This is a genomic window from Halomonas sp. E14 (assembly GCF_052568415.1).
Genome location: NZ_CP199423.1, coordinates 1201986 through 1218896, shown reverse-complemented (window position 1 = coordinate 1218896; position 16911 = coordinate 1201986). Strand labels below are relative to the sequence as shown.

Here is a 16911-nt window from a genome sequence, read left to right as displayed (position 1 = left end):
GGTTACCACCTCGTCTCGAATTTCTTGCGCAGCCAGATGGCCGTCGCATTGAGGCTCAGCATCAGCCCCAGCAGCACGATGATGGCCGCCGAGGTGCGCGCCTCGAAGAAGTTGCGTAGTTCGTTGCCCTGCCACAGGTAAATCTGCACCGGCAGCGCCGTGGCCTGGTCCATGGGCGAGCTGGGGACGTTGGCCACGAAGGCGTTCATGCCGATCAGCAGCAGCGGCGCCGTCTCCCCCAGCGCCTGGGCCACGCCCAGGATCGAGCCGGTGAGAATTCCCGGCAGTGCCAGCGGCAGCACGTGGTGAAAGACCGTCTGCACCCGCGACGCACCGATGCCCAGCGCCGCCTGGCGAATCGATGGCGGAATCGCGCGCAGCGCCGAACGCGTGGCGATGATGATGGTGGGCAGCGTCATCAGCGTGAGTACCAGGCCGCCCACCAGCGGCGCGGAAAGCGGCAGGCGCAGATAGCCGATGAAGATCGCCGCCCCCAGCAGGCCGAAGATGATCGAAGGCACTGCCGCCAGGTTGTTGATGTTGATCTCGATGAGATCGGTCAGGCGGTTCCGGGGGGCGAACTCTTCCAGATAGATGGCGCTGGCCACCCCCAGCGGCACCGACAGCAGGATGACGATCAGCATCATGAACAGCGAGCCCATGAAGGCACCGGCCAGACCCGCCGAGGCCGGCGAGCTGCGCGAATCGGTATTGAGGAACAGTGAGGTGCTGAAGGCGTTGCGAATCACGCCCTGAGCCTCGAGGTGATCCGCCCATTCTCGGGTCTGGGCGCTCAGCTGCTGGCGGTGGTCCGGAAGGCTGCGGTCGATGTTGCCCTTCAGCCAGACGTCCACGTTGGCACTGGCCAGCATCTTGACGGTGATGGTCTGCCCGATCAGCCCGGGATTCTCGATGACACGGTCGCGCAGGGCGAAGCGCTCACCGCTGGCCACCAGGGCACGCAGGTCGCGGGCCTGGCGCGACTCGATCTCCCCCGGCAGATGCGCCTTGAGCGCCTCGTCGATCAGGGCATTCCAGTTGACCAGGCCAAGTTGATTCAGCCAGGCGAGTTCGCGCTCCCGAAACTGGGCCGGGCTCTCCCCTGCCTGGCGCACCGGTCGCTCGTCCACCTGGATGATCTCGGGGTTGAGGTAGACGTCGAGATAGAGGGTGGCCTGCCAGAAGGCCGGCAGCCCGCGACCCAGGATACTGGTGAACAGGATCGCCACCAGCACCAGGCCGGTGACGACGGCGGCCAGGCCCATGAACCTGAAGCGACGCTCGCGGGCATGGCGGGCGTTCAGCGAGCGCTGGATGGTAGCGAGGCGCTGACGGCGTCGGGTATCGGCAATGTCGAAATTGGTAGCGGTCACGGGGCGTCACTCATATTGCTGACGGTATTTGCGCACCACCACCAGGGCGATCACATTGAGCCCCAGGGTGATGACGAACAGCGTGAGACCGAGCGCGAACGCCACCAGCGACTGCGGGCTGGAGAAGTCCATGTCGCCGGTTAACTGGTTGACGATGGTCACGGTGATGGTGGAGATCGCCTCGAAGGGGTTGGCATGCAGCACCGGGTTGTTGCCGGCGGCCAGTACCACGATCATGGTCTCGCCGATGGCCCGACTGGCGGCCAGCAGGAAGGCACCGACGATGCCCGGCAGCGCGGCGGGCAGCACGACCTGGCGGATCATCTCCGACTTGGTGGCACCGAGCCCCAGGGCACCGTCGCGCAGCGATTTCGGCACCTGGGTGATGATGTCGTCGGAGAGCGAAGAGACGAAGGGGATGATCATGATCCCCATCACCAGCCCCGCCGTCAGCGCGCTGGTGGCACGTATGCCGATTCCCAGCATGTCGCCCAGCCCGGACAGGAACGGGCCGATCACGATCAGGGCGAAGAAGCCGTACACGATGGTCGGGATGCCTGCCAGCACCTCGATGATCGGCTTGGCCACGTTGCGCAGCCACGGCGGCGCATACTCGGCCATGTAGATGGCCGTCATCAACCCCAGCGGAATTGCCACCAGCAGCGCGATGGCGCTGACCATGAGCGTGCCCCACAGCAGCGGTAACAGCCCGAACTCGCCCTGCTGACCGGTACCGGAGGTGCTGAAGCGCGGGTTCCAGACGGTGCCGAAGAAGAACTCCGCGGGGCTGATGTAGCGGAAGAAATGGAGCGCCTCGCCCACCAGCGACAGCACGATCCCCACCGTGGTCAGAATGGCGACGCCGGAACTCAACGCCAGCAGCGCCGTGATCAACCGCTCGACATGGTTGCGCGCACGCAGCTGCGGCGCAATGCGCCGCTGCGCCGCGACCAGGCCGACGACGGCCAGTACGGCCATGGCCGCGATCATGGCCAGCCGCCCCATGCTCTCGAGGCGGGCCATCTGCTGGGCGGCGGCCACTTCGAAGGCCTGCACCTCTCCGCTCACGCCCTGCCCCGAGGCCAGCGCCCCGATGCGGCGCATCAGCACCTGGGTCTCGCGCTCACTCAACCCGGCCAGCTCGGCCGGCAGTTGCTGGATGACCAGCACTTCGACGATGGCGTCCTGCAGCAGCAGCCAGACGCCAAAAAGCAGCAGTGCCGGCAGCCCACACCAGAGGGCGACCAGCACACCGTAATATCCGGGGCGAGAGTGCAGGCGCACCCCACCGCTTGCCACCGCCCTGCTGCGAGACAGCCCGACCTGATAGGCCATGGCCATCACGATCAACACGGTAGCGATCAAGACAAGATTCATCGTCTCTCCAGCTTGCGCTCTTGCGTCCGAGTCGGGGAGCGGCGGCTGCCGCTCCCCGTTACGGCTCCCGTGTTACTCGGCGGAGACCACGGTGCGCGCCTGGAACTGCTCCAGCGCCTGGGCACGTTCGTCGTCGTCCATCGGAATCAGACCGGCATCCTCCAGCGGGCTGCCGAAGCCGGAGATGGCATCGCTGAGGAAGAACTCGGTGTACTCGGCCAGGCCGGGAATCACGTCGAGGTGCTCACCCTTGACGTAGAAGAACAGCGGACGCGATACCGGATACTCGCCGGAGCCGATGGTCTCCAGGCTCGGCGTCACGCCGTCGACGGTGGCCACCTGCAGACGGTCACGGTTCTGGTCATAGAAGCTCAGACCGAAGACGCCCACCGCATCGGCCTGGGCATCCAGTCGCGCCAGGGTCTCGGTGTAGTCGCCGGCGATCTCGATGATGCGACCGTCGCCGCGCAGGTTGTTACAGGCATCGCCCTCGATCTCGGCGTAACTGTCGCAGCCGGCGTGCAGCACCTTCTCCTCGAAGACCTCACGCGTGCCGTGGTTGGAGGCCGGGATGACCAGCACGATCTCCTGGTCGGGCAGATCGGCGTCGATCTCGGACCAGCGAGTATAGGGGTTGGCGACCAGCTGGCCGTCCTGGGGGATCTGAGCGGCGGCAGCGGCGAAGACGTGCTGCGGGGTCAGGGCGAACTCACCGCGGTCGGCGCGCGAGGCGAAGACGATGCCGTCATAGCCGAACATGACCTCGAGCACCTCGTTGACGCCGTTGGCAGCGCAGTTCTCGAGCTCGCCGGAACGAATGGCGCGTGAGGAATTGGCGATGTCGATGGTGTTCTCGCCGACGCCCTGACAGAACTGACGCAGGCCGCCGCCGGAGCCACCGGACCCCACCACCGGGGTGTTGAACTGCGGGAAGGAAGCACCGAACTCCTCGGCAACGATGCTGGCAAACGGCAGCACCGTGGAGGAACCGGCGATCTGGATGGTATCGCGGGCCTGGGCGGCGGTCGACAGACCGGCGGCGAGGGAAGCGGCGATCGCCATGCTCAGCGTGCTCTTCTTGAAGCTCATCTTCACGATCCTCTCTGCGTTTTGATCCGACAGACCCCACGGCCTGGCAGTGTCGTCTTGGCCCGAGGGCCGTTCGCAGGAGTGATTCTGGAGACGCTTGATTGCAGAAAGATGACACGCGAACGAAGCGTAACGAACTACAGCAGAAGGCCCAGTGCCGCCAGCGTACACAAGGCGAGTGAAGCGCCCTGCAGGCGGCGGCGGTCGAGCCGGTGGGCGATACGATCAGCCAGGGCATTGCCGGCCAGCACCGCCGGCAGGAAGGTGAGCGCCAGCCCCAGGTGCCACAGGCGCACCTGGCCGGCCAGCGCCAGGGTCACCAGCGTCAGGCTGGCGGTGAGGATGAAGAATGCCGACAGGTTGCCGCGCAGCCGGTCCGGCGACAGGCCGTGCATCAGCAGCACCATGGGCGGCCCGCCGATGGCGGCCACGGTGCCGAAAATGCCCGAGACCACGCCGGCGCCGAACAGGCTTGCCCGGTTGACCGGCAGGCGCAGGCGAAACAGCGTCACCGCCACGGCGAACAGCACGCTGAAGGCGATGAACTTTTCCAGCATCGCCATCGGGGCGGCGAGCAACAGCCACAGCCCCAGGGCATTGCCGGGCAGGCGCCCGATCAACGCCATGCCGATCTCGCCGATCCGCACCTCGTGACGGTAGTGACGCACCGTCATCAGCGACACGGTGAAACCGAACAGCACCAGGATCACCGGCACCAGGCGCGGCTCGAGCATCAGCAGCAAAGGCGCACCGACCACCGCCAGGCCGAAGCCGGTGGCGCGCTGCACGAAGGCGCCCAAGGCAAGCACCAAGGCACAGCCGAACCAGGTGATCGGCGTCATGTCGAGCCACAGAAGGAAGGCGTCAGGCATGCACGGGGCGCCCGGCCAGCCGCGACAGCATGACGTTACCGAACAGCGAGGCCGCCAGCATGGTCAGCACCATGGGCCATAGGCCCTCGATCTCGAACACCCCCACCATCACCCCGGCTAGCGCCGCCGCGCCGAATTTTGCCGCCCCCATGAAGGCGGTAGCCGTAGCGCTCACATGGCCGAAGCGATCCAGCAACAGCGACATGGCGTTAGGCGTGACCAGCCCGAGCATGCCGGAATAGAGCATGACGAGCACCACCACCACGGGCAGGGACGCCAGACCCAGCGCCACGGCCACGACCAACAGCAGCACCGCAATGCCCTGTAGCCCCAGGCCAAGGAAGAGATTCTGCAGCGGCGCCCGATGCTTCAATAGGGCAATGTTGATCCGGTTAGAGGCGGCAATGACCACCACATTGCAGCCTAGCGCGAAGGGATAGCTGGCCGGCGACAGCCCAAAGTGCTCCATGTAGACGAAGGGCGAGGCGGTGACGAAGGCAAACAGGCCGCCAAACGACGCCGCCACGGCACAGACATATCCCATGCCCTCACGATGACGCATCAGGCTGGCGTAGTGGCCAAGCACCTGGCGAAACGAGGCGGCCGGCTGGCCGGGAGGGCGCGTCTCGGGCAGCTGCGTGCCCATCAGCCACAGCAGGAAGGCGGCGTACGCCGCCAGGAATACGAAGATCAGCCACCAGTCGGTGAGATAAAGTAGCCCGCTGCCCACCACCGGCGCCACCAGCGGCGCCAGCATCATCACCATGGCCATGGTCGAGAGCACGCTGGCGGCCTCGCGTCCGCTGAAGCAGTCGCGCACGATGGCCGCTGAATTGACCACGCAGGCCCCACCGCCCAAGGCCTGCACGAAACGCCAGGCCAGCAGCTCACCCAGCGAGCCGATGGAAGTGATCGCCAAGCTGGCCAGCAGGAACACCACCAGCCCGCCGAGCAGGATCGGCCGCCTGCCATAGCGGTCGGAGAGCGGCCCGAACAGCAGCTGGCCGATGGCGAAGCCGGCCAGGAACACGCTGATAGAGAGTTCGGCATGGTGAATGCTGGTGCCGATGTGGTCAGCCAGCACCGCCATGGCCGGGAGGTAGGCATCGATGGCGAAGGGGGCCAGGGCCGTGTTCACGGCAGCCAGTATGGCCACGCGTCGAGCGGTGAGAATCAAGGCGACTCCGTGTCGGTGAGAGAGCGGCGCATATCGCTAGTCGGCTAATGATAGCGCAGGGCTTCGTTGCTTGCCCCTGCCGTGCGACTGTTACCGATTTCAACCGCTTGCTAAAGTGGCCAGACCCACACACTCAGGAGCACTACACCATGGCAGAGGACCTGCTGACACAACTCAAAGGGATGAGCACGGTGGTAGCCGATACGGGTGACATCGACGCCATACGCCGCTTCGAGCCCACCGATGCCACCACCAACCCCTCGCTGATCCTGCAGGCCGCCCAGCACGAGGGCCGCCGCGAACGCCTGGCCGAAATCGCCCGCCAGGCCACCGATATCGACGACGCCCTGGATGCGGTCGCGGTCGAGATCGGCAGCGAGATCAGCTCCCTGGTACCCGGCTACGTCTCTACCGAAGTCAGCGCCCGCCTCTCCTTCGACACCGACGCCACCCTCAACCGCGCCCGCTCGCTGATCGAGCGCTACGACCGCCACGGCATCGGCCCCGAGCGCATCCTGATCAAGGTGGCCGCCACCTGGGAAGGCATACGCGCCGCTCGCCAGCTGGAGCGTGAAGGCATACGCACCAACCTCACGCTGCTGTTCAGCTTCGTCCAGGCCCAGGCCTGCGCCGATGCCGGCGTCACGCTGATCTCACCGTTCGTGGGTCGTATCCTCGACTGGTATCGCGCCGAATGGCCCGACGCCGACTTCAGCGGCGACAACGATCCGGGCGTCAAGTCGGTCAAGAAAATCTACGAGCACTACAAGGGCCACGGCTACGGCACCATCGTGATGGGCGCCAGCTTCCGCAATACGGGCGAGATCATCGCCCTGGCGGGCTGCGACCGGCTAACCATCTCCCCCACTCTGCTCGAGGAGCTGGCAGAGACATGCCAGCCGCTGGAGCGGCGACTCTCGCCAAGCGGCGCCGAGACGTCGCCGCCGGAGCCGCTAGACGAAGCCGAGTTCCGCTGGGCGCACAACGAAGATGCCATGGCCACCGCCAAGCTGGCCGAAGGCATCCGCCGCTTCACCGACGACCAGCGCAAGCTGGAAAAGCTGCTCGGCGAGCTGCGCGAAGGGCGCGGCTGAACGACGCTCAGCCGGCGCCCCGAGGGGGCGCCGGCCATGCAGCTAACCGCCCAAGGACCTTGGTGTCAACGATTGAAAAATGCGGGGCCGTGCCGGGCGCTGCGGCCAGGAGGCAAGACGGTACCGCGAGTCAATGGTGGGTGTGCGAGGCGGCTTCCTGAGCTTCCAGCATTTCCACCAAGGGCTGGAACTCCTCGCGGTTGTGCTCGCTCATGCGCATCAGGATGCGATGGGCCTCAAGGATGCGCTGGCGCGTCGCCTCCAGGTCGGCCGGCACCTCGGGCAGGTCGCACATCGCGCAGCCTTCGGTGATGGGGGCATCGACCATGGCAAAGAACTGGGTGAACCCCATCACCTCCAGCATGCGCTTCACGTCGGGGTTGTCTACCACGATGGTCGGCTTGTAGGTGATGCGGTCCTTGACCGCCATGGCCACCTTGGCGAGAAAGCCCAACGCCGTCGAATCGACGTTGCTCGCCTCACGCAGATCGATGATCAAGGACTGCAGCCCCGGGGTTCTGGCCAGCTGCTGCGCCTGGGTATCCAGGGTGGCACACAGGGTAAGCCGAACATCGCCGCAGAGCTTCAGAACGAAGACACCGGAGTCGAACGCCGCCTTGATGCGGCCTTCATTCGTGATCATTGCCAAATCCGCTCAACATCATGATCGTAAGATCATCAGGCAACTCCTGGCCGCCGCCGCCCTCGCCGTCGTCATCGACGTCACTAGGGGAAACCAGGGCCAGACCATCGCGAAAATGTTCCAACGTGGTGCAGGTCAGAACTCGCTGCTCGAGCTCCCTGAGCCGCATGTCGAGCGTGTCGCCCGGCAGGCACTCCAGTATACCATCCGAACACAACCATAGCTGGAAGTGCTGCGGTAACCCATACGTCAAACGTGGATAGTCCACGTCGGGGAACAGCCCCACCGGCATGCCTTCACCGGGCAGTTCCAGCACCTTGTCGTCGGCCACCAGCAGCGGCTTGGGCAGCTGGGCGCCAATCGAGTAGTGCAGGCAGCGCTCGTTGCGGTCGATGACGCCGACGAACAGGGTCGCATGCTTGCCGATACCGGTCTCCAGCAGCTCCTGGTTCAACGCCTTCAGCCAGCGTGCCGGTAGCGCCTCGGGGTGTTGACCATCCCACTCGCCCAGCCACCGGTTGCACAGGTACTTGAGCAGTACCGTCACGAAGGCCGACGAAGCCCCGTGGCCGGACACATCGGCAAAGTAGAACAGCGTGTAGCGTTCGTCAAAGCGCTGGAAGTCGAGAAAGTCGCCAGAGAGATAGAGCGACGGCCTCAGCCAGTAGTGGCAGACTACGCCATTGGCGGCCTGGTGCGGGGGCGGCAGCAGCTTGCGCTGGATCTGCCCCCCTGCCTGCTGGTCCAGGCGCAGCAGCGCCAGGTGCGTCTCGAGGCTTTCGTTGAGCTCCTCGAGATGGCGGTTGAGCTGGGCCAGCCTTTCCCGATCGCGGGCCCGCCCCTCCTCGAGTCGATGCAGTTCGATCGCCTTGCGGATCATGCGTCGCAGCAGCTGGCCGTGACGCATCGGCTCCACCACGTAATCCACCAGTCCCACGTCCACTGCGGTGAGCAGGTCGGCGTCCAGGCGCGAATCGCTGACCACCACCGTGGGCAGCCGCTCGGTCAGCTTGGCCCACTCCAGGCTCGGCACGGTCCTGGCATGGGCCACCACCAGCGAGATGTCTCGCGGCAGATCCTCCAGCCGCTCGGCGGCGAGCACGGCCAGCCCATCGCGTGCGATGGTATCGGCCAGGGCGTCACGATATGCGCCCGGCTCATCGAGTACGCCTATCAGCGGCTTGGCTACATCCATCGGTTCAGGCCTCAGTCGGCGAACTCGGCGTCGTCAAAGTCGGCATCGTCGAAATCGAAGTCGAAATCGTCACTGGCGAACGGGTCGTCGCCCAGCTCGCCGTCGCTGACCTCGAAGCGACGGCGCTGCAGGTAGGCGTCGCGGATGAACACGTAGCGATCGCCGCGAATCAGCGCTTCCTGGTCGATCAGGCCCGCACGCAGGTCCACGATGCGCAGGGCGGTCAGCCCGTAGCGCACCGCGTCGTCTTCAACGTAGTAGACCGGGTAGGTCATGGTGTCCACGGGCTGGCCCACGGTGTCGCGCAGCGTGCTCGGGCCGAGGAACGGCAGCACCAGGTAGGGGCCCTCCGTCACGCCCCAGACCCCCAGCGTCTGGCCGAAGTCCTCGTCGCGCCCGGTTATCCCCATGTGGGTCGCAAAATCCCACAGCCCGGCGATCCCCACGGTAGAGTTGATCACGAAGCGCGAGGTAGCGATCCCGGCATTGCCCGGCTTGCCCTGCAACAGACTGTTAAGTGCGGTGCGAGGTTCGCCCAGGTTGGAAAAGAAATTGCCCACCCCGGTCTGCACCGGCTGCGGCGTGATGGTGCGATAGCCGCGTGCCACCGGCTTGAGCACGGCACGGTCGACCACGTCGTTGAAGGCGAAGACGCGGCGGTTGAAGCCTTCCCAGGGGTCATCGGGGTGGCGGTCTTCCACCGCCACGCGCCCGGCACAGCCGGCCAGCATGGCCATGGCCGCCATGGCCACCAGGGCCCGGGTGAAAAAGCCGGTGTGCTTCACGACCATGGAGTTGGTCTCCTGAAGGTTGTCGCCAGCCGGTGCGTCAAACGCGACGCACCACGATGCAGCCGGCACTGTACCCGGCACCGAAGGAACAGACCACCCCCGTGGCACCGGAAGCGAGATCCTCGCGGTGCAGGTGGAAGGCGATGATCGAGCCCGCCGAGCTGGTATTGGCGTAGCGGTCGAGGATGATCGGCGCCTCACCCGGCGCCGGGTCGCGCCCCAGCACGCGCCGTGCGATCAGGTCGTTCATGTGGTGGTTGGCCTGGTGCAGCCACATCCGCGTAAGATCCTGGCCGCTCAGCCCCAGGCTCGCCAGGTGGTCGCTGATCAGCGCCGCCACCATAGGGCAGACCTCCTTGAACACCCGCCGCCCCTCCTGCACGAACAGCTTGTCGGTGGCCAGGGGATCGCTGTCGGTAACCCGGTTGAGGAAGCCGGCATTGTTGCGGATCGCGTTGGAGAAGCGCGTCACCAGCCGGGTGCCGAGAATCTCGAAGCGCGACGCGGCGGTCGCCAGTGCGGCATCTTCCAGCACGATGGCGGTGCAGGCATCGCCGAAGATGAAGTGGCTGTCGCGGTCGCGGAAATTGAGGTGCGCCGAGCAGATCTCGGGGTTGACGATCAGCGCCCGCCGAACGTTGCCGGCGCGAATCGCGTTGGCTGCCAGGTCGATGGCGAAGGTGGCCGAGCTGCACGCCACGTTCATGTCGAAGGCGAAGCCCGCCGCACCGAGCTGGGCCTGCAGCTCTACCGCTATGGCGGGATAGGGCCGCTCGAGGTTGGAGCAGGCGACGATGATCATGTCGATGTCCGTGGCCTGCACGCCGGCGGCGGCCAGGGCCTGGTGTGCCGCCTTCAGGCCCATCTCGCACTGGATGGAGGGTTCGTCGTTGCTACGCCTCGGCAGATGCGGACGCATGCGCTCGGGATCGAGAATGCCGGCGGCATCCATCACGAAGCGGCTGTGGATGCCCGAGGCCTTGACGATGAATTCGCTGCTGGAATACGCCAGGGGCTCGCGCTCGCCCGCCTCGATGGCGGCGGCATGGCGGGTATTCTCGGCGTCCACCCAAGCGTTGAACGCAGCCACCAGGGCATCATTGTCGATGGCGTGCTCCGGCGTAAACAGGCCCGTACCGGTCATCACGACGTCTGTCATCTTTATCTCCCTCGTGCGGCGTCTCTACCGCAGAATTTTTGCACCGGCGAACCGCTGCGATGGCTCATGTTCATTCTTCGGCGTGGCGGCGCTCAGCGCTGCCCCACCAGCTCGGCCCAGCGGCGCTCCAGGCGCTTCTCCGATACCGGCATGCGGGTACCCAGCTGCTGGGCGAACAGCGACACCCGCAGTTCCTCGATCCACCAGCCGAACTCCACCAGCGCCGGGTCCTCGTGGCCGCCGCGGCGCTGGCTCTCGCGGCGGGCCGCCAGGCGCGACTGGAAGTCCTGCACGGCCTGCATCTGCATCTGGTCGCGCATGCGCTCGCGTGGCGCCTTCTCCAGGCGAATCAGGGCGGCTTCCATATAACGAGGATACTCCGCCAGCCACTCGCCTGCCTCGCCCACGAAGCCGGGATGCACCAGCCGCTGCATCTGCGCCTTGAGATCACTGTATACCAGAGCCAGCGCCAGGTTCAGGTTACCCTTCAGCGCCTTGGTCACCGCCAGATGCCCTTCCAGGGCAGCCTTGAGCGTCGCCACCAGCGCCTCGGCGCTCGGCACCAGGGTATCGCGCACGGCGTCGAGGCGCGCCTCGAGCTCCGCGGCGCTGCGCGGCAGCGGCGCCACGCCCACCGTGCGCGTGAATACCGCCTCGACCACATCGTCGATCAAGGCACGCTTGCTGCCCACCTTGGCGAACAGCAGCGCGCAGGTCTCCAGCGCCTTGAGCCGCTCGATGGCCCGCACCTGGTCCGGCAGCCGCGTCATGGCCAGGCGCGCTACGCCGCGACGGTGCGCCTGCTCCGCCTTGCCGGGGTGATCGTAGAGTTCGACACGGAAGGCCTCGCCCTCTCTCACCAGCGCCGTGAAGGCCTCGACGCGGATGCCAGCCTGCGTGGTCACGCGCGATTCCGGCAGCGGCACTGTCGGCAGGCCATCGATGGCCGGCGCTTCGCTGGCTTCGGCAGCCAGGGCCCGTGCGCCCTCGCCCGCTGCGGCCTCAAAGCGTCGCTCCAGGGCATCGACATCGCGCCCCTGCCCCAACGTCTGGCCCTGATGGTCGACGACGCGCACGTTCATGATCAGGTGCGGGTCGAGCTGCTCCGCACGCCAGTCGTCGGGGTGCACCCGTGCGCCGGTACGCCGCCGCAGGAACTCGCCCAGCGCCTCGGTCAGCGGCACGTCATCGGGGGTGAGCGTCTCCAGCGCCGCATCGACCCAGTCGGGAATCGGCACCACCTGGCGGCGGATCGCCTTGGGCAGCGACTTGAGCAGGGCGATGCACTTCTCGCGCAGCAGCCCAGGCACCAGCCACTCCAGCCGTGCCCGCGGCAGCTGCGGCAGCATTGCTGCCGGCACCGTCAGGGTCACGCCATCGTTGGGCGCGCCGGGCTCAAAGCGATAGCTGAGCGGGTAGCGCACGCCGTTCAGGCTCAGCTCGTCGGGGTACTGGGCTTCGGTGACTTCCTCGGCCTGCCGCGCCAACAGGGCGGCACGGTCGAACTTGAGCACGGCCGGATCGGCAGCTTCGGCCTTGCGGCGCCACGCCTCGAAGCCCTTGCCGTTGAAGATGGCTTCGGGGATGCGCTCGTCATAGAAGGCGAACAGGGTCTCCTCGTCGACTAGGATGTCACGCTTGCGGGCGCGGTCCTCGAGCTCCTCGACCTCTTCGACCAGGGCACGGTTGTGGGCGAAGAACTCGCCCCGGGTGCGAAAGTCCCCTTCCACCAGGGCGCGGCGGATGAACAGCTCACGCGACTCGGCGGGGGCGATCGGCCCAAAGTGCACGCTGCGCCCGGCCACGATCGGTAAGCCAAACAGGGTGACCTGCTCCTGGGCTACCACCTGGGCCCGCTTCATCTCCCAGTGCGGCTCGCTGTAGCTGCGCTTGACCAGGTGCCCCGCCACCGGCTCGATCCACTGCGGCTCGATCCTGGCCACCGTGCGGGCGAACAGCCGCGTGGTCTCCACCAGCTCGAAGGCCATCAGCCACTTGGGCGACTTCTTCGCCAGCCCCGAACCAGGATGGATGACGAACTTGCGGTTGCGAGCGCCCAGGTATTCACGATTCTCGGTCAGCGTGCCAAGGTGCGACAGCAGCCCTGGCAGCAGCGCCTTGTGCAGCTGTCCGGCGCTCTGGCGGCGGGCCTGCTGCCGCGCCTGGTCGAGGGTTTCCCCTTCACCGGCGGGCTCGGGCAGCGGCGCGGGCGGCGGCACCTCGATCTCCATCTCGCGTAGCAGCTGGCGCAGCTGACGGAAGGTGTCATGCCACTCACGCAGGCGCAGGTAGTTGAGGTAGTGATCCTTGCACCAGCGCCGCAGGCGGTTGCCAGAAAGCTCCTCGCGGGCCGCTTCAAAACCCTGCCACAGGTTGAGCAGGGCGACGAAATCGGAGTCCGGGTCGTGCCAGCGCCGGTGGGCCTGGTCGGCGGCCTCGCGCTTGTCAGCCGGGCGGTCGCGGGGGTCCTGCACCGCCAGCGCCGAGACCACCACCAGCACGTCGCGCAGCCCGCCCTGCTCGGCCCCGGCCAGCACCATGCGCGCCAGGCGCGGGTCGATGGGCAGCCGGGCCAGCTTGCGCCCCACCGGGGTCAGACGATTGGCGTCATCCACCGCGCCCAGCTCGAACAGCAGACGGAAACCGTCGGTGATGAAACGCGAGTCGGGCGGGTCGACGAAGGGGAACTGCTCGATGTCGCCTAGCTTGAGCGACAGCATCGACAGGATCACCGAGGCCAGGTTGGTGCGGCGGATCTCGGGATCGGTGAAGTCGGGGCGAGAGAGGAAGTCCTCCTCGTCGTAGAGCCGGATGCAGACCCCTTCCGCCACGCGTCCGCAGCGCCCCTTGCGCTGGTCGGCGCTGGCCTGGCTGACCGGCTCCACCGGCAGGCGCTGGATCTTGGCCCGGTAACTGTAGCGGCTGATGCGCACCAGCCCCGGGTCGATCACGTAGCGGATGCCGGGCACGGTGAGCGAGGTTTCAGCGACGTTGGTGGCCAGCACGATGCGCCGCCCGGCGTGAGGGGCGAACACGCGGTTCTGCTCGGCATTGGAGAGCCGCGCATAGAGCGGCAGGATCTCGGTGCCCTTGAGATCGGCACGCCGCAGGGTATCGGCGGTCTCGCGAATCTCGCGCTCGCCGGGTAGGAATACCAGAATGTCGCGCGGACCGTGGAACCAGCGCTTGTCGCGTTCGACCTGCTCGATCTCCTCCACCGCGTGGAGAATGCCCTCCTGCAGCGTGCGGTCCTCCTCGTCGTCGGCCTCGCGCAACAGCGGCCGGTAGCGCACTTCCACCGGATAGGTGCGCCCCGATACCTCCACCACTGGCGCCGGCAGCGGCTCGCCGTCGGGGCCGGGCGAGGCGAAGTGCTGGGCGAAGCGCGCCACGTCGATGGTGGCCGAGGTGATGATCAGCTTGAGCTCGGGCCGCCGCGACAGCAGACGCTTGAGGTAACCAAGCAGGAAGTCGATGTTGAGGCTGCGCTCGTGGGCCTCGTCGATGATGATCGCCTCGTAGCGGGTGAGATCCGGGTCGTGGCGGGTCTCGGCCAGCAGGATGCCGTCGGTCATGAGCTTGACCAGGGTGGTATCGCTGCTCTGGTCGGTGAAGCGCACCTGGTAACCGACCTGCTCGCCCAGGGGCACCTCCAGCTCCTCGGCCAGACGTGCGGCCACCGAGCGCGCCGCCAGACGCCGCGGCTGGGTGTGGCCGATCAGGCCACGCCGCCCCAGTCCCAGCTCCAGGCACAGCTTGGGCAGCTGGGTGGTCTTGCCCGAGCCGGTCTCGCCGGCCACTACCACCACCTGGTGCTTGCGCAGGGCGGCGAGAATCTCATCGCGGCGCTCGGCCACCGGCAGCTCGGGCGGATAGTTCAGCGCCACCGGCTGGGCGGCCCGCCGGGCGACCAGGGCAGCCGAGCGCGCCTGCACGGTGGCGAGCTCCTCGAGTCCGCGGTCGATGGGCTTGCCTTCCTTGAGCCGCCGTTCCAGGCCGCCCAGGCGACGTGAAAGCGCAGGCCGGTCGCGCAGCATGACCTCACCGAGGGCGCGCCGCAGGCGCTCGAGGGTGGGTGGCTGTTCGGCCCGTCTATCGTCGGATCGGTTCTGGGAGGTCACGCACGTCCTCGCACCAATGAAAATAAGCTGCCCGCACCGGCCGGAGCCGGAGCGGGCAGAGATTGTAACGCCGGCGGCCGGGTCGCCGCCAATCCGAACCGGCGGCGGCGCCTGCGACCGCGGGCCGTCAGGCCGTCTCTTGCTTGGCCATTTCCTCGTCGCGCAGCTGGCGACGCAGCACCTTGCCGACGTTGGTCTTGGGCAGCTCGTCGCGGAACTCAACGTGCTTGGGCACCTTGTAGCCGGCCAGCTCCTTCTTGCACCACTCGCGCAGGCTCTTCTCGTCGAGGTTCTCGTCGCGCTTGACCACAAACAGCTTGACCGCTTCGCCGCTGTTGTCGTCGGGAACACCCACGGCCGCCACTTCCACCACGCCGGGGTGGGCGGCAACGACATCCTCGACCTCGTTGGGATAGACGTTGAAACCCGAGACCAGAATCATATCCTTCTTGCGGTCGACGATCTTGATGTAGCCATCCTCCTGCAGCACCGCGATGTCGCCGGTCTGGAACCAGCCATCGTCGCTCAGCACCTTGGCGGTCTCGTCATCGAGGTTCCAGTACCCCTTCATGACCTGCGGCCCCTTCACGCACAGCTCACCCGGCTCGCCCAGCGGCAGGGCATTGCCGTCGGTATCGACCACCTTCACCGCCGTGCCCGCTACCGGCTTGCCGATGGTGCCGAGCTGGATGGCATCGACGGGGTTGAAGCTCACCACCGGCGAGGTCTCGGTCAGACCATAGCCTTCGGCGATGGAGCAGCCGGTCACGTCTTCCCAGCGCTGCGCCGCGGCCTTGGTCAGGGCCATGCCGCCGGAAATCGTCAGGTGCAGCCGAGAGAAGTCAAGCTGGCGGAAGTCCTCGCGATTGCATAGGGCGTTGAACAGGGTGTTCAGGCCGATGAAGGCCGTGAACTGCACCTTCTTCAGCTCCTTGACGAAATTGGGCAGGTCGCGCGGGTTGGTGATGAGAATCGAGTGGTTGCCGGTCTTCATCAGGAACAGGCAGTTCACGGTGAAGGTGTAGATGTGATAGACCGGCAGCGGCGCGATCACCACTTCCTTCCCTTCATCCAGCCCTGGGCCGATGGCCGCCTCGGCCTGGAGCATGTTGGCCACCAGATTGCAGTGGGTCAGCATGGTGCCCTTGGGCATGCCGGTCGTGCCCCCGGTGTACTGCAGGGCAGCGATATCGTCGAGTTCGCGCTGCACTTCGCGGTGCGTGCTCGAGGCTCCCGCCTTGAGCGCCTTGCGGAACGACACCGCCTGCGGCAGCGAATAGGCCGGCACCATCTTCTTGACGTGCTTGACCACCGCGTTGATCAGCAGCCGCTTGGGGAAGCCGTGCAGGTCGCCAAGCTCGGTGACCAGCACGTGCTCGATCTCGGTGCGGTCGAGCACCCGCTCGAGCTTGTCGGCCATGTTGGCCAGGATCACGATGGCCTTGGCTCCGGAATCCTTGAACTGGTGCGCCATCTCGCGCTCGGTGTAGAGCGGGTTGGTGTTCACCACCACCAGGCCGGCACGCATGGCACCGAACACCGCCACCGGGAACTGCAGGACATTGGGCAGTTGGATCGCGATGCGATCCCCCGGCTGCAGGCGGGTCTCGTTCTGCAGCCAGGCGGCGAAATTGGCCGACAGGCGGTCGAGATCGTTGAACGTGAGGGTCTGCCCCATGCAGCTGAAGGCCGGCTTGTCGGCGAACCGCTTCACCGCCCCATGGAACACATCCATGAGCGACCGGTACTCTTCCATGCCCTCCAGTTCGGGCCCGTTCAGCATCTGCGCGTTGTCTTGCTCAGTCATTGGCGATATCTCCACGGCATGTCGATGTCGGTCGCTCACCCCTCAGCATCGACGTTTTTATTGTGACAGCCCCTTACGATATACCAGGGGTCGCGCCACTGTAAAACGTACGATTCAAACAGATGTTGGCTTCAGAAGGCATCCCTCTTTGGGTGGGCGTTAGCCTTCAAGCTGGGCAACGGCGCAGAGAAAGGCAAGTGGTGCCACCGCCAT

General features: G+C 66.4%; 12 protein-coding genes. 1 reads left to right on the top strand and 11 read right to left on the bottom strand.

Translation table 11 applies throughout. From position 1 onward, the window contains the following. Window positions 1–2: 2 nt before the first annotated feature. The 5 genes from pstA to ACT7B3_RS05600 form a co-directional block, all read right to left on the bottom strand. Window positions 3–1373 (bottom strand): phosphate ABC transporter permease PstA, encoded by a 1371-nt coding sequence (gene pstA, locus ACT7B3_RS05620; protein WP_445157161.1) that lies wholly within the window; start codon window positions 1371–1373, stop codon window positions 3–5. 6 nt (window positions 1374–1379) lie between these two features. After that, window positions 1380–2750 (bottom strand): phosphate ABC transporter permease subunit PstC, encoded by a 1371-nt coding sequence (gene pstC / locus ACT7B3_RS05615; RefSeq protein WP_086508411.1) that lies wholly within the window; start codon window positions 2748–2750, stop codon window positions 1380–1382. A gap of 72 nt (window positions 2751–2822) precedes the next feature. Then, complete coding sequence (locus ACT7B3_RS05610) at window positions 2823–3839, bottom strand: substrate-binding domain-containing protein (RefSeq protein ID WP_445157160.1); 1017 nt, start codon at window positions 3837–3839, stop codon at window positions 2823–2825. Window positions 3840–3976: 137 nt separating this feature from the next. Further along, window positions 3977–4711: a TSUP family transporter gene (locus tag ACT7B3_RS05605; RefSeq protein ID WP_445157159.1), complete on the bottom strand. Its 735-nt coding sequence runs from the start codon at window positions 4709–4711 to the stop codon at window positions 3977–3979. Continuing rightward, window positions 4704–5888, bottom strand: coding sequence for a multidrug effflux MFS transporter (locus tag ACT7B3_RS05600; protein ID WP_445157158.1), 1185 nt, complete (start codon window positions 5886–5888; stop codon window positions 4704–4706). Before ACT7B3_RS05600 ends, ACT7B3_RS05605 begins: the two co-directional genes overlap by 8 nt. Before the next feature lie 149 nt (window positions 5889–6037). Here ACT7B3_RS05600 and tal point away from each other — a divergent pair, with 149 nt between their 5' ends. Beyond that, entirely contained in the window at window positions 6038–6982 is a 945-nt protein-coding gene (tal, locus tag ACT7B3_RS05595; RefSeq protein WP_445157157.1) for a transaldolase, read from the top strand. 130 nt (window positions 6983–7112) lie between these two features. Here the strand turns inward: tal and ACT7B3_RS05590 are convergent, their stop codons facing one another. The 6 genes from ACT7B3_RS05590 to ACT7B3_RS05565 all read right to left on the bottom strand — a co-directional run bounded on the left by ACT7B3_RS05590 (window position 7113) and on the right by ACT7B3_RS05565 (window position 16698). Then, entirely contained in the window at window positions 7113–7625 is a 513-nt protein-coding gene (locus ACT7B3_RS05590) for an STAS domain-containing protein (RefSeq protein WP_444678094.1), read from the bottom strand. Next, window positions 7612–8820, bottom strand: coding sequence for a PP2C family protein-serine/threonine phosphatase (locus tag ACT7B3_RS05585; protein WP_445157156.1), 1209 nt, complete (start codon window positions 8818–8820; stop codon window positions 7612–7614). Before ACT7B3_RS05585 ends, ACT7B3_RS05590 begins: the two co-directional genes overlap by 14 nt. A gap of 11 nt (window positions 8821–8831) precedes the next feature. After that, a complete protein-coding gene (locus tag ACT7B3_RS05580) occupies window positions 8832–9611 on the bottom strand; it encodes an MlaA family lipoprotein (RefSeq protein WP_445157155.1) in 780 nt (259 codons plus the stop codon). Window positions 9612–9648: 37 nt separating this feature from the next. Beyond that, window positions 9649–10770: a beta-ketoacyl-ACP synthase III gene (locus ACT7B3_RS05575; protein ID WP_445157154.1), complete on the bottom strand. Its 1122-nt coding sequence runs from the start codon at window positions 10768–10770 to the stop codon at window positions 9649–9651. A gap of 92 nt (window positions 10771–10862) precedes the next feature. Then, entirely contained in the window at window positions 10863–14891 is a 4029-nt protein-coding gene (gene hrpA, locus ACT7B3_RS05570) for an ATP-dependent RNA helicase HrpA (RefSeq protein ID WP_445157153.1), read from the bottom strand. Window positions 14892–15018: 127 nt separating this feature from the next. Then, window positions 15019–16698, bottom strand: a complete 1680-nt coding sequence (locus tag ACT7B3_RS05565) for an AMP-binding protein (protein WP_445157152.1) — start codon at window positions 16696–16698, stop codon at window positions 15019–15021. Window positions 16699–16911: the final 213 nt, after the last annotated feature.

What these genes read in the sequence shown, in the direction of transcription:
- pstC (WP_086508411.1), bottom strand. Translation starts at nt 2,750, where the DNA reads ATGAATCTTGTCTTGATCGCTACCGTGTTGATCGTGATGGCCATGGCC.
- ACT7B3_RS05590 (WP_444678094.1), bottom strand. Translation starts at nt 7,625, where the DNA reads ATGATCACGAATGAAGGCCGCATCAAGGCGGCGTTCGACTCCGGTGTC.
- ACT7B3_RS05580 (WP_445157155.1), bottom strand. Translation starts at nt 9,611, where the DNA reads ATGGTCGTGAAGCACACCGGCTTTTTCACCCGGGCCCTGGTGGCCATG.
- ACT7B3_RS05575 (WP_445157154.1), bottom strand. Translation starts at nt 10,770, where the DNA reads ATGACAGACGTCGTGATGACCGGTACGGGCCTGTTTACGCCGGAGCAC.
- ACT7B3_RS05605 (WP_445157159.1), bottom strand. Translation starts at nt 4,711, where the DNA reads ATGCCTGACGCCTTCCTTCTGTGGCTCGACATGACGCCGATCACCTGG.
- ACT7B3_RS05565 (WP_445157152.1), bottom strand. Translation starts at nt 16,698, where the DNA reads ATGACTGAGCAAGACAACGCGCAGATGCTGAACGGGCCCGAACTGGAG.
- ACT7B3_RS05610 (WP_445157160.1), bottom strand. Translation starts at nt 3,839, where the DNA reads ATGAGCTTCAAGAAGAGCACGCTGAGCATGGCGATCGCCGCTTCCCTC.
- tal (WP_445157157.1), top strand. Translation starts at nt 6,038, where the DNA reads ATGGCAGAGGACCTGCTGACACAACTCAAAGGGATGAGCACGGTGGTA.
- ACT7B3_RS05585 (WP_445157156.1), bottom strand. Translation starts at nt 8,820, where the DNA reads ATGGATGTAGCCAAGCCGCTGATAGGCGTACTCGATGAGCCGGGCGCA.